This window comes from Pseudofrankia sp. EUN1h (assembly GCF_001854645.1).
Taxonomy (GTDB): Bacteria; Actinomycetota; Actinomycetes; order Frankiales; family Frankiaceae; genus Pseudofrankia; species Pseudofrankia saprophytica.
Window position 1 is genome coordinate 81,939 of record NZ_MBLN01000077.1, and the last position, 18,217, is coordinate 100,155.

Below are 18,217 nucleotides of genomic sequence, written 5' to 3' on the forward strand. Positions count from 1 at the left end.
CGACCGGCCGCACCGGCCCTCGACGTCAGCCGGTCGCGCGGCGCAGGCCGGGGACGGGCGGGGTCAGCACGTCCTCGACGCGGGCGAGCAGCTCGTCGACGTCGACCGGCTTGGTGACGTACTCGCTGGCCCCGGCGTCGAGGCACTTCTGCTGGTCGTCGGGCATCGCCTTCGCGGTGACCGCGATGATCGGGATGTCGGCGAACCGGGGCATGGCCCTGATCGCCGCCATGGTGGTGTACCCGTCCATCTCCGGCATCATCACGTCCATCAAAACCAGGTCGGTCGACGGGTTCGCCAGCAGCTTCTCGATTCCCTTCCGGCCATCCGGGGCGTGGTCGACGGTCGCGCCGTAGAACTCCAGGATGCTGGTGATCGCGAACACGTTGCGGACGTCGTCGTCGACGACCAGGACCGACCGCCCGACCAGCACGTCGTCCTCGTCCTCGTCCTCATCGTCGTCCCGCGCGCCCACGGGCCCGTCGGCGGCCGGGCCGGGCACGACCGGCCGGATGTCCGCGTGCCCGTTGCGCACCGGCGCGTCGCCGGCGACGGGGCCGCCGCCCGGGGGCGTCGCCGCCGTGGACGGGCCCGAGACCAGGGCGCCTGGCGCGAGCGAACCCGGCGCGAGCGAACCCGGCGCGAAGAGTCCGGACGCCAGCGGTCCCGCGGCCGCCGGGTACGGGTCGGGCGAGGGTGGCCCGGCGTCCCCGGCGACGGCTTCGTCTGCGCCGTCCGCCAAGGCGGCCGGCCCTGCCCCGCGCACCAGCCCGGGGGCGAGCGCCGGCTCCTGATCACGGGGCGGCTCGGCGCCGGTCAACTCGGCGGGCGGTGTCGTCGGCAGCCGCAGGGTGAAGGTGCTGCCACTGCCGTAGACGCTGCGCGCGCGGATCTCCCCACCGAGCAGGGTGGCGACCTCGCGGCAGATCGACAGCCCGAGGCCGGTGCCGCCGTAGCGGCGGCTGGTGGTGCCGTCGCCCTGCTGGAAGGCGCCGAAGATCCGGTCGAGGTTCTCCTCGGCGATGCCGATCCCGGTGTCGGTGACGGCGAACAGGATGTGGTCGCCGTCGGGGGCGCCCGGCGCCGAGGTCATCGTGATGGCCAGGTCGACCCGGCCCTGCTCGGTGAACTTGACCGCGTTCGAGAGCAGGTTGCGCAGGATCTGCGCGAGCCGGTGCCGGTCGGTGAGCAGGCGGTCGGGCACGTCCGGCGCGATGTCGACGGTGAGCCGCAGGCCCTTCTCGATGGTGACGGGCGCGAACGTGGCCCGCAGGTCGTCCAGCACCGAGGCCAGCGCGACCGGCTCGACGTGCAGGTCCATCTTTCCCGCCTCGACCTTGGACAGGTCGAGGATGTCGTTGATGAGCTGCAGCAGGTCCGAGCCGGCCGAGTGGATGACGTGGGCGTACTCGACCTGCTTGCCGGTGAGGTTGCCCTTCGGGTTGCGGGCGAGCAGTCCGGCCAGGATGAGCAGGCTGTTGAGCGGCGTGCGCAGCTCGTGCGACATGTTGGCGAGGAACTCGGACTTGTACTTCGAGGCGAGCGCGAGCTGGCGGGCACGCTCCTCGAGCTCCTGGCGAGCCCGCTCGATCTCGCCGTTCTTGACCTCGATGTCGTGGTTCTGCGCGGCGAGCAGGTCCGCCTTCTCCTCCAGCTCGGCGTTCGAGCGCTGCAGGTCCTCCTGCCGGGACTGAAGCTCCTCGGACCGGTACTGCAGCTCGCCGGCCAGCCGCTGGGACTCGACCAGCAGGGAGTCGGTGCGGGCGTTCGCGACGATCGTGTTGACGTTGACGCCGATCGTCTCGGTGAGCTGGTTGAGGAACGCGTGATGGACCCCGGTGAACGGGGAGAACGACGCCAGCTCGATGACCCCCAGCGCCTGACCCTCGAAGACGATCGGCAGCACCACGAGGGCTACGGGCGCGGCCCGGCCGACGCTCGAACCGATCGTGATGTAGTCGACGGGAGTCTGGTCCACCACGATGGTGCGCCGGGTGCGGGCGGCCTGGCCGATCAGGGAGTCGCCGAGGCCGAACCGGCGCGGTGTCGCCCGCGAGGGCTGGTAGCCGTAGCTGGCGATGAGGGCGAAGGCGGGCTCGTCGACCGAGGAGTCGACCAGGAAGAACGTGCCGTGCTGAGCGCCGACCAGCGGGGTCAGCTCGTCGATGACGAGCTGGGCGACGGTCGTCAGGTCACGGTGGCCCTGCATCAGCCCGGCGATGTGCGCCAGGTTGGTCTTCAGCCAGTCCTGTTCCTCGTTCATCCGGGTGGTGTCGCGCAGCGAGCGCACCATCGCGTTGATGTTGTCCTTGAGCTCGGCCACCTCGCCCTGCGCGTCGACGGTGATCGAGCGGGTGAGGTCGCCGGTGGCGACCGCGCTGGTCACCGCCGCGATGGCGCGGACCTGGCGGGTGAGGTTCCCGGCGAGCTCGTTGACGTTCTCCGTGAGGCGCTTCCAGGTGCCGGACAGGCCCTCGACCTCGGCCTGGCCGCCGAGGATGCCGTCGGTGCCGACCTCCCGGGCCACCCGGGTCACCTCGGCGGCGAAGGACGAGAGCTGGTCGACCATCGTGTTGATGGTCTCCTTCAGCTCCAGGATCTCCCCGCGCGCGTCGACGTCGATCTTGCGGGTGAGGTCTCCCTGGGCGACGGCGGTGGTGACCTGGGCGATGTTGCGCACCTGGCTGGTCAGGTTGTTCGCCATGAAGTTGACGTTGTCGGTCAGGTCCTTCCAGGTGCCCGACACGCCCTTCACGCTCGCCTGGCCGCCGAGCTGGCCGTCGGTGCCGACCTCGCGGGCGACTCGGGTCACCTCGTCCGCGAAGGCGCCGAGGGTGTCGACCATCGTGTTGATGGTCGACGTGAGCGCCGCGACCTCGCCCTTCGCCTCGACGGTGATCTTCTGGGAGAGGTCGCCGCGGGCGACGCCGGTCGCGACCTGCGCGATCGAGCGGACCTGCGCCGTCAGGTTGGACGCCATCACGTTGACGTTGTCGGTCAGGTCCTTCCAGGTGCCCGACACGCCCCGCACGTTGGCCTGGCCGCCCAGGTTGCCCTGGGTGCCGACCTCCCGGGCCACCCGGGTCACCTCGTCGGCGAAGCCCGAGAGCTGGTCGACCATCGTGTTGATGGTCTCCTTGAGCTCCAGGATCTCCCCACGGGCGTCGACCCGGATCTTCTGCGACAGGTCACCCTTCGCCACCGCGGTGGTCACCTGCGCGATGGACCGCACCTGGTCGGTGAGGTTGCCGGCCATGACGTTGACCGACTCGGTCAGGTCCCGCCAGGTGCCGGAGACGCCCTTCACGTTGGCCTGGCCGCCGAGGCGCCCGTCGGTGCCGACCTCCCGGGCCACCCGGGTCACCTCGTCCGCGAACGAGGACAGCTGGTCGACCATCGTGTTGATGGTGTTCTTCAGCTCCAGGATCTCGCCGCGAGCCTGCACGGTGATCTTCTGGGACAGGTCTCCCCGGGCGACCGCCGTCGCCACCTGGGCGATGTCCCGGACCTGGCCGGTCAGGTTGCCGGCCATCGCGTTGACGTTGTCCGTGAGGTCCTTCCAGGACCCGGACACCCCCGGCACCTCGGCCTGGCCGCCGAGCTTGCCCTCGCTGCCGACCTCGCGGGCCACCCGGGTCACCTCGGAGGTGAACAGCGCGAGCTGGTCGATCATGCCGTTGAAGACGAGGGCGATCTCGTCCATCAGCTCGTCGCCCACCTGGGGCAGCCGGGTACCGAAGTCACCCCCGCGCACCGCGGTGAGGCCGGCGAGGAGCTGGCGCAGCGCACTGTCGTCGGGCCTGACCGGCGAGCCCTTCGAGGGAACCAGGGTGTCGCTCACCGACGTCCTCCCTGCACATGTTCAGACGCCGGCACGGCGCGGCGACAGCGGTAGCACATTGGCAGCCATCATGCCTTCGGATGGCCACAGAGTGTGTAACAATGATCTTCCTTCGCACACCCGGCGGCCGTGTCACCCGGTTATGAATGGCACCCCAGTAGGGTAAGCGGCGCCATGGCGGCCGCAGGTCGGAAGCCTGAACAGGGCAAGCAAGAGGAGAAGGGTGGCCCGAACGCCGCAGGAGCCCGAACAGTCACCGGAACGCCGCAACCGGCTCCTCGACATCGTCATCCGGCAACGGCAACGGATCTTCGACCTGGAGGCCCGGGCCGCCGACGCCCACCTCGTCGACCTGGCCGTCGGCCTCCTGATGGCGCGTCTGGGCGCCTCCCCCGCCGACGCCGCCGACCAGCTCCGGCTGCTCGCGCACACCGCCGGCGTCGGCGAGGCCGAGTTCGCCGCCGAGCTGCTGGGCGAGCCGCGGCCCACCATCACGGCCCTCGCCGCCGCCCCGGCGAAGGCCAGGGCGTGGCGGCGGCTCTGGCGGGCCGCCACGGTCGCGGACCACGCCGCGGACGGCGACGCGGTCGCCCAGGCCGTGCTCCGGGAGGGCCTCGCCACGCACGGCGCCTGCGCCGTCGCGCTCTGGATGCTCGAACCGGACGGCGCGCTCACGCTGGTGGGACAGCACGGTCTCAGCGCGCTCGACGCGAGCCGCTGGCGGCGGGTGCCTCCACAGCTCGACTGCGCGGCCAGCAGGGCCGCCGCCCAGGGACAGCCGGTCTGGTGGCCGGCCGGAACGCCGCCGCTGGACGCCGACGCCGGGCCGCCGCCAACGTCGCCAACGCTGCCACCGCCGTCCGCGAGGCTGGGCCCCTGGGACGGGGCCAGGGCCGCGCTTCCGCTGCTGAACGCGGGCACGCTGGTCGGCGCGGTCGAGATCTGCTGGGACCGGCCGATGGATGCCGACGGCACCCGGCTGCTGCGCGAGCTCACCGCCCTCGCCGACGTCTGCCAGCGCGCACTGCGGCCGCGCGCCGAGGAGGGCGACGGCCCGGCCGAGGCCGCGGCCGACGCCGACCCGGCCGGTGGTGGCGGCGGCGGACGGGTGCCGGCCGCGTGGCTGCCGGCCCTGCTGGACGGCCTGGCCGGCTCGGTCCTGCTCGYCCGGGCCATGCGCGACGGGGCCGGCGAGGTCGTCGACTTCCAGATCACCTTCGTCAACAGCGACTTCGTCGACCCCGCCGGGCTGTCGGCGGACGAGGTGCGCGGCGCGCGGCTGCTCGACCTCTATCCCCTGATGGGCGCGGACGACGGCCTGTTCGGCCACGCCGTCGACGTGCTGCGGACCGGGGCCCCGTACGCGGCCGACCGGACGGTGCTGCTCTGCCTGGTCGGCGACGCGCTCGTCAGCCGGGAGATGGACATCCGCGTCACCCGGCACGCCGACGGGGTCGCGATCAGCTGGCGGTTCACTGACGGGGCGGACGCGCCGGCCTCGCTGGGCGCGCACGTCCAGCGGCTCGGCGGGTTCGGCGGCTGGCAGGAGGACGTCGGCAGCGGGGCCATCCGGTGGACGGACAACACCTACGACCTCTTCCACCTGCCGCGGTCGGCGCCGCCGATCTCGCTGGAGGACCTGCGCGGGCACGTCCACGCCGAGGACCGGGACGCGTTCGACCAGTTCCGGGCCGCGCTGCCGCGGCTCGGCCGGGCGGCAACCGCCTCCTTCCGCGTCCTGCTGCCGGGCGGCGGGCAACGGCACTGGCGCACGTTCGCCGAGCCGGTCACCGACACCGCCAGCACCCTGGTCGCCGTCCGCGGGGTCTATCAGGACCTGACCCACCAGTACCGGACCGAGCTCGTCCTGCATGCCACGCAGAGCCAGCTCGCGGACTCCGAGGCGCGGGCCGCGAGCCAGCACCGGCTCGCCATCGCCCTGCAGAAGGCGATCCTCCCGGAGGCACAGCCGCTGCTGACCACGAGCGGTCTCGCCGTGGCCGTCCGCTACCGGCCCGCCGAGCAGGAGAGCCTGGTCGGCGGCGACTGGTACGACGCGATCGTGCTGCCCGACGGGCAGATCCTGCTGGCCGTCGGCGACGTCGCCGGCCACAGCATCCGGTCGGTCGCGGGGATGACCGCGCTGCGCAACGGCCTGCGGGGGCTCGCCGTCACCGGCGCCGGCCCCGGAGAGTTGCTGCGGTGGCTGAACAACGTCGCCTGCCACCTCATGGACGACATCACCGCCACCGTCATCTGCGGCCTCTACCGGCCGCAGGACCGGGCTCTGCGCTGGGCGCGGGCCGGGCACCTGCCGCCGGTGCTCGTCCGGGACGGCCGGTCCGCGGTGCTCGCCGCGCCCGACGGACTCCTGCTGGGAGTCATGCCCGACGTCTCCTACGAGGAGACCGTCACCCAGCTCACACCCGGCGACGCGCTGCTCCTCTATACCGACGGGCTCGTCGAGCGGCGGGGAACCGGCCTGGACGAGTCGCTGCGTGACCTGCGCCGTCTCGCCGCCATGCCCCACCCCGACGTCGGGCGACGGGCTGACTTCCTGCTGGCGCACTGCACGCCGGACACCGACGACGACACCTGTCTGGTGATCATCGAGCTGCAGCCGTAAATGCGGGGTGATAGCGCCGTTCCGCCGGGTACGACCCGCATCGGCATCTTTAAGACGGATCGAGAAAAGGTGGACGCGCCGTGAGTCTGACTGTCCCACCGACAGGCGAGCCGCGCTCTCGGCGATCTTCCCAGAATCCCCCGCGGGGCGCGGTGCTCGACGTCTTCACGGTGCCTGCCAGTCCTCAGTCGGCCCGGGTCGCCCGGCAGCGGGCCACCGAGGTGCTGACGCGTCACGGATGCGCGCCGGACCTGGTCGACGACGCGATCCTGCTACTCAGCGAGATCGTCACGAACGCCGTCGTCCATGCGGACAGCGCGGCCGAGATCGAGGTCCGGGCGGACGACCTGGTGATCTGGTTCGGCGTCCGCGACACCGACAGCCGCCGGTGGCCGGTCCACTGGCCGGTAAGCCTGGGCGCTTCCGGCGGACGAGGCCTTCACCTGGTCGCGACGCTCGCGGCGGGATGGGGCACAAACATACACAGCGACGGCGGGAAGACCGTCTGGTTCTGGCTCGGCCGCTAACCGCTAACCGCTAACCGCCAGCCCCGACGCGGCCGGCGATCTGTCGGCCTTCGGACACAGCGCGGTTCCGCGAGGGGAATCAGAACGGTCCGGCTCGGCGACCCCGGGTGCGGACTACGGCGTGACCCGAGCGGCCTCGGTGTTCCCGCGGTATCTCCGAAGCCGGGCGGGGCGCGCCGGCCGAACACCACGTCACGCCTCGATGCGTCAATCGTGACGCCAGCCCCGTCCACCACGCATCGCGATAGCAGAATGTAAAGGATCACGGACGCCTCGAAATCGAAACCGATGCCGGGCACCCTCGCGCACTCGAACTCCGTTGCGTAACAACCGGTGACACGATCGGTAAGTGCTAGCACGTAGGCGGCGCCCCGCGGCGGTCTGTCCGACCATCGGCGCAGGTAGAGTTTCCCCGGGCCGAGAAGCCGTGGTCCGGCGGCGCGGGGAAGGAGCGGCCTTGGAGGCATTGGGTCCGCACGACCCGACAACGGTTGGTACCTATCGCCTCGCGGCCGTACTGGGCAGCGGCGGTATGGGACGGGTCTATCTGGCCTTCTCGCCGAGCGGTCGCCGGCTGGCCATCAAGGTTATCCGGCCCGATCTCGTCCAGGAAACACACATCCGTCAGCGCTTCGCCCGCGAGGTGGCGGCATCCCGGGCCGTGAGTGGATTCTTCACCGCCGGCGTCGTCGACGCCGACATTGAGGCGAATCCACCCTGGCTGGCCACCGCCTTCATTCCGGGCCCGTCTCTCAACGCCGCGATCCGTGACGCCGGCCCGCTTCCGGTCCCGTCGGTGCGAGCACTCGGAGCCGCCCTGGCCGAGGCGCTTTCCGCCGTTCACGCCGCCGGCCTCATCCATCGGGACCTCAAACCCGCCAATGTGCTGCTCGCACCCGACGGTCCCCGCCTGATCGATTTCGGGATCTCCTCGCTCGGGGACTCGGGAACCCTCACCCATGCCGGCACCATGATGGGCTCGCCTGGATTCATGTCGCCGGAGCAGATCCAGGGCAAGCCGGTCGGCCCGCCGACCGACGTCTTCGCGTTCGGCGCGGTTCTCACGTTCACCGTCACCGGGACCGGCCCGTTCGGCGTCGGGTCCGTGCCCTCGATGCTCTACCGGAGCGTGCATGCTCCGCCGCAGCTGTCGCTGGTACCAGACGAGCTGCAGCCCCTGCTGGCCGCCTGCCTGTCCAAGGACCCCGCCCGGCGGCCCGGTCTGGACGCCATCCTGCGGGAGCTGACCGGTGGCCGGGCCGGCGCCGACATGTTCCCGCCGGGCTGGCTGACCACTGCCTTCGCCACGGCGCCGGTCACGATCGCAACACCGCCACCCCTGGTAGGGCCGACGCCAACCCCGCTGGGAACGACGCCCATCCCGCCGACCCCCTCGGCAGACAGCCCAGCCCGGGAATCCGCCCCATCCGGGGCGCGCCGCCCGGCGGACCTGGCGACGCGGGAACAGAGCCTCTCCCCCACGCCCATCCCCGTCGCGGGCCAGCCGACGCTCCGCCAGGAGCCAGCGGAGCCCACGCACCTGTCCTGGGGGCGCACGACTCCCGAAGAACCGCCGGACCAGCCAGCCGCGCAGCCGCGGCCCAGCCGCCGCCGACTGCTGGCCGGTGTGATCGGCGCGGTCGGCGCGGCGGGCGTCGCCGCCGCCGGAGCGACGACCTGGCTGCTTCTCGACGACGATGACGATGCTCCCGCCGCCAGGACCCTGCGTTGGAAGTTCCGCACGGTCGGCACCACGTTCTCCCGCCCCCGGGTCGCGGGCGACCTCGTATATGCGTCCAGTAACGACGGCACCCTGTACGCGCTCCGGACGTCGACCGGGGCGCAGGCGTGGAAGTTCACGACCAAGGCCGCGCTCGGGTCCGCTCCCTTCGCCCTCGGCGGGGTGGTCTACCTCGGCGCCGACGACACGAATCTGTACGCCATCGATGCCATCACCGGCCAGCAACGCTGGGCATACCCCACAGGAGGGATCGTGCACTCCGCGGTGGGGGGCGGGGGCATCGTGTATGTCGGCAGCGCCGATTTCCACCTGTACGCCGTGGACGCGGTCGCCGGCACGCTCCGGTGGAAATTCGCCACCGAGAACGACACACACTCACCGACCATGGCCGGTGAGACCGTGTATGTCGGCAGCAGCGACACCAACCTCTACGCCGTGGATGCCTCCAGCGGAACCCAGCGATGGAAGTTCCCCACCTCCGACGCGGTGTCCGGTATACCCGCCGTGATGGGTGGGATGGTCTACTTCGCCAGCGGCGCACGCCTGTACGCCGCCGAGACCGGTAGCGGAAACAAGGTCTGGACATTCGACGGAGTTTCCGTCGGCGCCGGGCCGACCATCGCGAACGGCGTCGTCTACATGGGCGGCAGCGATCGAACCCTGCACGCGCTTCGCGCCACAACCGGCGACAAACTGTGGACCTTCCGCACCTCTGGGGACGTCAGCGCGCCGACGGTAGTGGGTGACACCGTCTACATCGGCAGCAGCGACGCCAACCTCTATGCCCTGGACGCGGCCACCGGAGCCCAGCGGTGGGCGTACCTCGCCACCAGCGGCGTGCACACGGTCGCGGTCGTCGACGACACCGCCTACTTCGGGACCGATGACAACGAGCTCAGTGCAGTGCGCGTCGGATGACCTCTCCAGGTGATCACGGTTTTCCTTCCGTGGATACCGTGTGGCGGCGCCTGCCTCCGCCCGGAGCCCGATGGGCAGAGGAGCTATGCCGACGGGCAGGGGAGCTATGGCGGTAGCCGGGCGGAAACCCGCGCGGCCGGTGGCGAAGCACGCTCGCCGTAACCTCACGGTGCGGGATGCCTATACGCGCTGCGCCGAGGTATGTGGGCCCCTGACCGCTGCGCGGGGCGAGAGCCCGCAGGTGGAGTTCCGCTCCGTCGTGCCGCCGGGCCGCCGGTTCGCCCTCACCCTCCTGTTCACTTTCACCACCCTCGTGGACCTGCTGCTCATCGGCTGGCTGCTGCTGCCGGACCACGTACCCGGGCCCGGTGTGATCGGAATCGGCGACTGGCGGCTGACCCTGGCCCGGGTGAGTTTCTGCCTCGTCATCCTCGTCGAGGTCATCAGGCTCGTTCAGGTCACTGTCATCTGGATACTCGCCTGGAACGCCAAGGACCCCGTACCGCTCACTCCGCCCTCAGGGCTGCGGGTGGCGGTGCTCACCACGATCGTTCCGTCGAAGGAACCGATCTCCGTCGTGGCCAAGACTCTGCGGGCGATGCGGGAGATCTCCTACCCCGACGGTTTCCTGACACCGTGGATCCTGGACGAGGAGGACGATCCGGAGGTCCGGCGGATCGCGGACGAGCTGGGGGTCCTGCACTTCAGCCGCAAGGGGCGCCCGGAATACAACCAGCCCGACGGCGAGTTCCGGGCCAGGAGCAAGGCCGGCAATCACAACGCCTGGCGCGCCGAGCATGAGAGCGGCTATGACGTGGTGGCTCAGATGGATCCCGACCACGTGCCGCTGACGTGCTTCCTGGAACGCACCCTGGGCTACTTCCGCGATCCGGACGTCGCCTTTGTCGTGGCGCCCCAGGTCTACGGGAACATGCGCGAGAACTGGGTGGCGCGCGGGGCCTCGATGCAGCAGTACCTCTTCAACGGTGTGATCGAGCGGGGCGGGAACGGCCTGGACGCCCCGCTGCTGATCGGCACCAACCACCTCTACCGCCCGGACGCCTGGCGGCAGATCGGCGGCTACCAGGACTCGATCATCGAGGACCACCTGACCAGCATGCGGGTGCAGGGAACGGTCAACCCCGCGACCGGGAACCCCTGGAAGGGCGTCTACACGCCCGACGTGATCGCGATCGGCGAGGGGCCGACCACCTGGACCGACTACTTCAACCAGCAGAAACGATGGGCGTACGGCGTCTGGGACGTGAAGCTACGCCGCCGGGCGAGGGCTGGGATCAGGCTGCGTGCCCGCCAGCGGCTGGTGTACGGAATGGTGCAGTTCTACTATCCGAGCGTCGCCATGAGCCTGCTGTTCGGCAGCCTGGCGACGATCGCCTACCTGATTTTCGGCGCCACCGCGATCAGYCTGCCCGGTGATCCGTGGCTGACGCTGTGGTCGGCGAGCCTGGCCAGCTGGCTCAGCGTGTGGCTGTGGCTGCGCCGGTTCAACCTCGCCGATCACGAAAGGCGTGAGGCCGGGATGGCCGGCATGGCCCTGACGCTGTTCGCCGGGCCGATCTACGTGTCCGCCGCGTTCGCCGCGCTGCTGCGCCGGCCACTGGCCTATGCCGTCACCGCCAAGGGGGAGCTACGCAGCAGCGAGTCGCTGCGCACGTTCCGTCTGCACCTGGGCTGGGCGATCAGCGCCGGGGCTCTGCTGGGCGTCAACCTCACCGTCCACCGTCACTACGCCACTCCGCAGGCCTGGGCGCTTCTCAGCCTCGTGGTGGGAATGTCCCCGCCCCTGATCGCCGTGGCGGGGAGGATCGCCGCGCGCGGCGGGGACGGGACGACGGGTGACCTGCCCTCCGCGGCGGCGCGCATACCCGCACCCGCCGCCTCGGACCGGGTGGAGAACCAGCTCCGGCTGGCCCCGCGACTGGCCGAGCAGACACTGGCCGAACAGACACCGGGCAAGGAAGGCGCACGGTGAGACTCGCGGTGCCGCGGGTGCTCGGCGTGGTCCTGGTGCTCGCACTCGCCGGCTATGTCTTCCGGGTGGCGCCGAACCTGGCCGGAGCCGAGACGCCGGCGGCAACGCTGTCCGGCGACCTGCCCGCCGATCTCATGCCGCCTTCCGCGCGCCCCGGGTCCGCGGGCCCCGCGACGCTCTTCCCCGACCAGGGAAAGGTCTTCATCGGCATCATGACCGCGGAGGGAGTCCACGACTTCGGCGCCGCCGCGGACTTCGCCCGGACGACAACCTACCGGCCTCGGGCCTATCAGTTCTCCCAGGGCTGGGCAGCAGATGGTTTCAGCGCCGATGCCCTGAACAAGGTCGCGAGTCTGGGCATGATGCCGATAGTGGCGTGGGAGCCGTGGGACTTCACCGTCGTGCCCAAGAGCGACGATCTCCGCGGCGAACAGCCGGAATACCGGCTCAGCCGGATCATCGACGGTTCCTTCGACTCCTACATACGGTCCTGGGCACGCGGGGTCAGGAGTCTTGACTACACGATAGCCATCCGGTTCGCGCATGAGATGAACGGCTACTGGTACCCATGGTCCGAACAGGCGAACGGCAACCGGCCGGGAGAGTACGTCCGGGCCTGGCGCCACGTCCATGACATCTTCACGGCAGAGGGGGCGACCAACGTCGTCTGGATCTGGAGCCCGAACATCAGCTACCAGAACTCCACCCCGTTGGCTGAGCTCTATCCCGGCGACGCGTATGTGGACTGGGTGGGCTTCTCCGGCTACTACGGCACGGCGGGCCTCGAGGCCTACCGGTCCTTCGACGAGCTGTTCGACAGCAGCATCGCCGAGGTCACCCGGATCACCCGGAAGCCGATCGTGATCACGGAGACCGGCGCGGCCGACGGGGCGGGGCGCAAGGCGGAATGGATCGCCCAGCTCTTCCAGTCCCTGCCTCGGCACCCCGAGATCATCGGCGTCATCTGGCAGGAGGCCGTGAAGGAGACCGACTGGCGGGTTGCCGTGTCCCCCACCGCCGCGCGGGCCTTCGCCATCGGTGCCGCCGATCCACGCTACGACGTGAACTGGCAGCGAGGAAGCAGGCCCCGGCTGACCTTGGCGCTCCGCTGACCTTAGGTTTCTCCGCTGATTTGGGTTCCTCGCCGACCTGGTTCCTCCTCGCCGCCCCTGGTCGATCTCGGCGCAGGTCGGCGAGGCCGAGGCAAGGTCAGGGGGCGACCCGGCGCCAGATCGTCCAACCGCTCGGATCCGGCACCTGCGCGACCTGGCGATACCTCGTCGGGTCGTCAAGGACGTCACGGATCTGCCGGTCGAGCGCCGCGGTAGGGCCGTAACGCAGCACGACGATGTCGTAGTAGCGGTCGGTCAGGGCCGCGCGGTATGCGTCCACGCCGGTGACTGCTTTTCCTGTGTCCGGGTCCACGTAATAGAGGTAGTACGTGTTGTCCCACTGCCCGGACGCCGTCCGGTCCTCCAGGTAGTAGCGGGGAACTTCCGACTCCTCGACCAGATAATGGTCCGATGGATTGCCGACCTGGCTCCTGAGGAACGCGACGAGGGGGCGGCTGTCCGCCCACTGACCGAACAGATCGTGCGCGGTCCGTGCGCCGCTGTACAGCAGCACGAGGCCGGCCGCCGCGGCCAGGAGAATGCTGAGCGGCAGAATCCGCCCGGGATTGCGGGCGCCCAGCCACGTGACCGCGCCCGCGACCCCGGCGCCGGCCAGCGGGGCCGCGAAGGCAAGGCCGAAGGCGACATGCTTGTGCAGGGACGTCAGCTCACCGGACCGCGCCTGGAAGATGATCGGAAGCAGGGAGGTGATGAGTAGCAGACCGGCCAGCACCGGTCGCCGGCGGCCGACCAACGCGACCGCCAGGACGGCCACCAGCAGGGTCGGCGCCGCCCACCGGAGACCGTGCTCGAAGACATCGAGCCGACCCGTGGTGACGAACGGCGTGCGGGAGATGGTGGTCGTCCTCATCCCGGAGAGCTGTCTGGTGCCGGTGAGCCCGAGCCATACGCCGGCAGTGGCCGCCGCTCCGGCCGCGCCGCCGAGGGCGAGCGCCGCGAGCCGCGCCGAGAGTCGGAACCCCCGGCCGCGGGCTCGCCGTGTCGGCCTCCGGTGGCTTCCGGTTGCCGACGCGCCCTCGGCCGGCGGCCGCCGCGCCGGGGACGGTGTGCCGGGCGCTTCCGCGCTCCCGCCGGACAGCGACCTCGACGTCCGAATGGTCATGGCGAGGACGACCAGGCAGACGGAAGGGACGAACAACGCGACCATGTACTTCGTCGCGACCGCCCCCGCGAGAAGGACGCCCGCGACGGAGGAAAGCAGCAGCGCGGTCCTGGTCCGTTCCGCGACCGCGGCCCGGAGCCCGACGGCCAGGCCGCCGGTCAGGAGCATGAGCGCCATCGCGTCGTAGGTGGCGAATCCGCCGAGGAAGAGCACCGGGCCCCCGCAGACGAACGCCGCGGCCCCGGCCACGCCCGCGGTCCGGTCGAACAACGTGCGGCCTACCGCCGCGACGAGGACCGTGGTGACGAGAGCGAAGACCAGGCTGAGCAACCGCGCGCCGGCAAGCCCGGCGACGCCGTCCGCGAGGGCGCCGAGCGGTGGGTAGATGTACGGGGAGCCCGAGAAGTAGCCGGCGAAGTCGTCGTAGTCCGGTCCGCCGTGAATCCAGGAGTTGAGAATCTGCCGGCCGGCGTGCAGGTAGAGCGCCTCATCCTCGAAAGCCGTGGCCGAGAGACTGAGGGTGACCGCCGCCTGAACGGCCAGCACCGCTATCAACCCGGCCGCCAGCCCCGCGCGGGTACCCACGACGAACCGCGGCCGCCAGCGGCGCGGGGCGCGGGTGCCTCTGGCGGCCGGCGCCCGCGGAGCCGCGGTGTCTGTCATGACGGGGAGATCCTAGAACCGCGGGCCGTTGCGCCGCAGCTCGGCCAGCCATACGGCGGCGTTCCCGTCGGAGGGGGCGCGCCAGTCCCCACGCGGCGACAGCGTGCCGCCGTAGGTCACCTTGGGGCCGTTGGGCAGCGCGGACCGTTTGAACTGGGAAAGCTGGAAGAAGCGCAGGAGAAACTCCTCCAGCCAGCGCGTGATCGTCGGCAGGTCGTAGAAGTGCCGCCGATCCTCCGGAAAGCCGGCGGGCCAGCGGCCCGCGGCGGCGTCGCGCCACGCGTGCCAGGCCAGGAACGCGACCTTCGACGGCGGCAGCCCGTAGCGCAGGATGTAGAAGAGGAAGAAGTCGTGCAGCTCGTAGGGGCCGATGCGGTCCTCCGTGCTCTGCATAGCGCCCGTCTCCTCGTCGGCGGGCACCAGCTCGGGTGAGATCTCCGTGCCGACGATCTCGGTGAGCAGCTCTCCGGTCGTCTCGTCGAACTGCCCGGAGGTGATGGTCCAGCGGATGAGGTACTGGATGAGCGTCTTGGGCACGCCCGCGTTGACCGCGTAGTGGCTCATCTGGTCGCCGACGCCGTAGGTGCACCAGCCGAGTGCCAGCTCGCTGAGATCACCGGTGCCGATGACGAACCCGCCGCGCTGGTTCGCCAGCCGGAACAGGTAGTCGGTACGCAGGCCGGCCTGGACGTTCTCGAAGGTCACGTCGTACACGGGCTGACCCGCGGCGGCCGGGTGCCCCAGATCGGCGAGCATCTGGTTGGCCGCGGGACGGATGTCGATCTCCGCCGCCTCCACCCCGAGCGCGCGCATCAGCGCCCAGGCGTTCGCCTTGGTCTTCTCCCCCGTGGCGAACCCGGGCAGGGTGAACGCGAGGATGGACGAGCGCGGGATCCCGAGCCGGTCGCACGCCTTCGCCGCGACGATCAGCGCATGCGTCGAGTCGAGGCCGCCGGAGACGCCGATGACCATCGTCTTCCCGCCCGCCGACCGGAACCGCCGGGCGAGGCCGTGCACCTGGATGTTGAACGCCTCGTAGCAGTCGAGGTCGAGCCGCTCGGCGGTGTCGGGGACATAGGGAAATCGACGCTGCCGGCGCCTGAGCCCCACGTCGCGCCGGTGCGGCCGGTGCTCGAACCCGACGGTCCGGAAGCGGCGCTCGGGATGGTCCGCCTGGATCGCGTTGTCGTTGAACGTCGGGGTGCGCATGCGTTCCAGCCGCACCCGCGCGAGGTCGACGTCGGCGACCAGCAGCTGCGGTGTCTCGGCGAACCGTTCGGACTCGGCGAGCAGGTCGCCGAGCTCGTGGATCGTGCCCTGGCCGTCCCAGGACAGGTCGGTGGTGCTCTCACCGGTACCCGCCGCCGAGTAGACGTAGGCCGCCATCGCCCGGGCCGACTGGGCGGCCGACAGCAGGGCGCGCTCGGCGGACTTGCCCACGACGATGTTCGACGCCGAGAGGTTGGCGAGCAGCGTGGCGCCGGCCATCGCCAGGTAGGACGACGGCGGGATGGGGCCCCAGTAGTCCTCGCAGATCTCGATGCCGACCACCAGGTCGGGCAGGTCCGTCGCCGCGAAGATCAGGTCGGTCCCGAAGGGCACCGTCTGGCCGGCGACCGAGATCTCCTCACCGACGATGCCGGCCCCGGGCGCGAACCAGCGCTTCTCGTAGTACTCCCGGTAGTTCGGCAGGAACGTCTTCGGTACCACCCCGAGCACGCGGCCGCGTGAGATCGCCAGCGCGGTGTTGTACAGCCGGCCGCGCCGGCGCAGCGGCGCGCCGACGAGCAGCAGCGGCCCGAGGTCGCGGGAGGCGTCGCGCACCTGGGCGACCGCGTCCTCGACGGCGTCCAGCAGGACGTCCTGCAGGTGCAGGTCGTCGATCGCGTAGGAGGACAGGCCGAGCTCCGGGAAGACGACGACGTCGACGCCGTCCGCGTCCGCCTCGCGGGCCAGCGCGACCGTCGCGTCCGCGTTGCGCGCCGGGTCGGCGGTCGCGACCAGCGGGGTCGCCGCCGCGACCCGGACCAGCCCGTGGCTGTGGATGGCCCCAAAGTCGCGCTGACTCACATCATCTCCAGGTGGTGTCACGGGTCCGGCCCGGGCGCCCGAGCAGCGGGCGGCCTGGCCGGCCTACCTCTTACCTCCATCTTCGCGAGTCGGGCCAGCCAACCAGGCCCTAGTGGTCGACGAACCGTCCGGAGCGTCCACGAACTGCACCATCGCCGCCGCCACCACGCCGATCCGGACATCGTCAAGACCGGCGTCGAACTCGTGGCGCCGGACCGAGGCGCCCGTCGGTGACGAGATCGCACGAAGACCTCGCCACCGGATGTTCGGAAAAGGGTTGGCGGGTGATATTGACCGGTCACCGTGGCGGCGCTCTTAGCCTGCCCGGTTCCTGACGGGGAGGTGTTTGAGGGCGTTGACGGATGTGGAGCGGAGATATTCGGGCTGGCCGGTGATGTCGAGGTGCGGGAGTTGGTGAAGGAGTTCTCGATACATGGCGGTGAGTTGGCTGCGGGCGAGGTGGGCGCCGAGGCAGTAATGGGGGCCGGCGCCGCCGAAGGCGAGATGGGGATTGGGGGTGCGAACGAGGTCGAGGTGGTGTGGGTTAGCGAAGACCGCAGGGTCGTGGTTAGCGGCCGGATAGTAGAGGATGATCTTTTCTCCGGCGGCGAGGTGCTGTCCACCCAGGGTCGTGTCACGGGTGACGGTACGGCGCATGAACGCGACCGGGCTGGTATGGCGCAGGAGTTCCTCGATGGCGGTGGGGGCAAGGCGTTCGTAGTCGGCAGCCCATTCCCGGCGGGCGGCGGGGTTGCGGTGGAGGGCGAGATAGCCGAGGGCGATGGTGTTGCGGGTGGTCTCCTGGCCGGCGAACGTGAGCAGGGTAACGAAGGCAGCGATCTCCGCGATGGTGAGGCGGCCGCCGTCCACCTGTGCATGGACGAGGGTGGTGACGAGGTCGTCGGCGGGGTGATGTCGACGGTGTTCGGCGAGGTCAGTCGCGAGGGCGGTCAGGGTGCGGCCGGCGTCTAGGAAGGCGATGACGGGGTTGGTCTGGTCAGGGATCAGATCGGGGTCACCACCGGAGACGATGACGTTGGAGGCGGCCAGGACCTCGGCCCGATAGCTGTCGGGTATGCCGAGCAGGTCACAAATGACGGTGAGAGGGAACGGGGTGGCCAGGTCGGTCACGAAGTCGAACTCACCGAGGGCGACGGCGGCGCGGACCGTATCGGTGGCGGCCTGTCCGATGTGATGGTGTAGGGCCCGGATGGCGCGGGGGGTGAACGCGGTCGCGACAATGCGGCGCAGCCGGCTGTGACGGGGGGCGTCCATGCTGATGATGGACCCGTAGAGCTCGTTGAGGTCGGCGGGCAGGTCGTTGATCCACAGTGTGCCGTGGGCAGAGGAAAAGTCGGCGGGGCGCCGAGTGGCGTCGACGACGTCGGCGTGGCGGGTGACTGCGAAGTAACCGCCGCCTTTAGGGAGGCCGGGGATCGCGGGTTCGTCGAAGTGGGCCAAGCCGGACTGGTCGCGGATCTCGGCGAGGTGGACGAGTTTCTCGGCGGGGGTGGCGTCGCGGAAGCGGCGGCTGGATGGCCACACCAGCCCCGCCCGAGCCGCCCTGGCGCCGGCGGGCCCATGGGTGTGGCGGGTGAGCATT

The 18,217-nt window shown here is 70.7% G+C and carries 9 protein-coding genes; 5 read left to right on the forward strand and 4 right to left on the reverse strand.

Annotated elements, in window-relative coordinates; translation table 11 throughout:
* Nucleotides 1-25: 25 nt before the first annotated feature.
* The gene (locus BCD49_RS30970; RefSeq protein ID WP_442960535.1) at nucleotides 26-3,829 is read right to left on the reverse strand and encodes a HAMP domain-containing protein; all 3,804 of its coding nucleotides are present in this window, start codon (nucleotides 3,827-3,829) and stop codon (nucleotides 26-28) included.
* Nucleotides 3,830-4,064: 235 nt separating this feature from the next.
* Between BCD49_RS30970 and BCD49_RS30975 the strand changes: the two genes are divergently transcribed.
* From BCD49_RS30975 to BCD49_RS30995, 5 genes are all read left to right on the forward strand, one after another.
* Nucleotides 4,065-6,467, forward strand: a complete 2,403-nt coding sequence (locus BCD49_RS30975; protein ID WP_083401798.1) for a SpoIIE family protein phosphatase — start codon at nucleotides 4,065-4,067, stop codon at nucleotides 6,465-6,467.
* Nucleotides 6,468-6,637: 170 nt separating this feature from the next.
* Entirely contained in the window at nucleotides 6,638-6,994 is a 357-nt protein-coding gene (locus BCD49_RS30980) for an ATP-binding protein (protein WP_051467045.1), read from the forward strand.
* A 457-nt stretch (nucleotides 6,995-7,451) separates the two neighbouring features.
* A complete protein-coding gene (locus tag BCD49_RS30985) occupies nucleotides 7,452-9,653 on the forward strand; it encodes a serine/threonine-protein kinase (RefSeq protein ID WP_007512199.1) in 2,202 nt (733 codons plus the stop codon).
* A gap of 241 nt (nucleotides 9,654-9,894) precedes the next feature.
* Complete coding sequence (locus BCD49_RS30990) at nucleotides 9,895-11,646, forward strand: glycosyltransferase family 2 protein (protein WP_232794091.1); 1,752 nt, start codon at nucleotides 9,895-9,897, stop codon at nucleotides 11,644-11,646.
* Nucleotides 11,643-12,758, forward strand: a complete 1,116-nt coding sequence (locus BCD49_RS30995; protein WP_007512202.1) for a glycoside hydrolase family 26 protein — start codon at nucleotides 11,643-11,645, stop codon at nucleotides 12,756-12,758. The genes BCD49_RS30990 and BCD49_RS30995 overlap by 4 nt, the downstream gene beginning before the upstream one ends.
* A gap of 97 nt (nucleotides 12,759-12,855) precedes the next feature.
* Here BCD49_RS30995 and BCD49_RS31000 read toward each other — a convergent pair whose 3' ends face one another.
* The 3 genes from BCD49_RS31000 to BCD49_RS31010 form a co-directional block, all read right to left on the reverse strand.
* Nucleotides 12,856-14,544 carry an ArnT family glycosyltransferase gene (locus BCD49_RS31000; protein WP_007512204.1) on the reverse strand — a complete coding sequence of 563 codons (1,689 nt, stop codon included), beginning with the start codon at nucleotides 14,542-14,544 and terminating at the stop codon, nucleotides 12,856-12,858.
* 12 nt (nucleotides 14,545-14,556) lie between these two features.
* On the reverse strand, nucleotides 14,557-16,614 hold the full coding sequence (locus BCD49_RS31005) for an NAD(+) synthase (protein WP_007512206.1): 2,058 nt from the start codon (nucleotides 16,612-16,614) through the stop codon (nucleotides 14,557-14,559).
* 315 nt (nucleotides 16,615-16,929) lie between these two features.
* Nucleotides 16,930-18,216, reverse strand: a complete 1,287-nt coding sequence (locus BCD49_RS31010) for a cytochrome P450 (RefSeq protein WP_007512208.1) — start codon at nucleotides 18,214-18,216, stop codon at nucleotides 16,930-16,932.
* Between the last annotated feature and the right edge of the window lies 1 nt (nucleotide 18,217).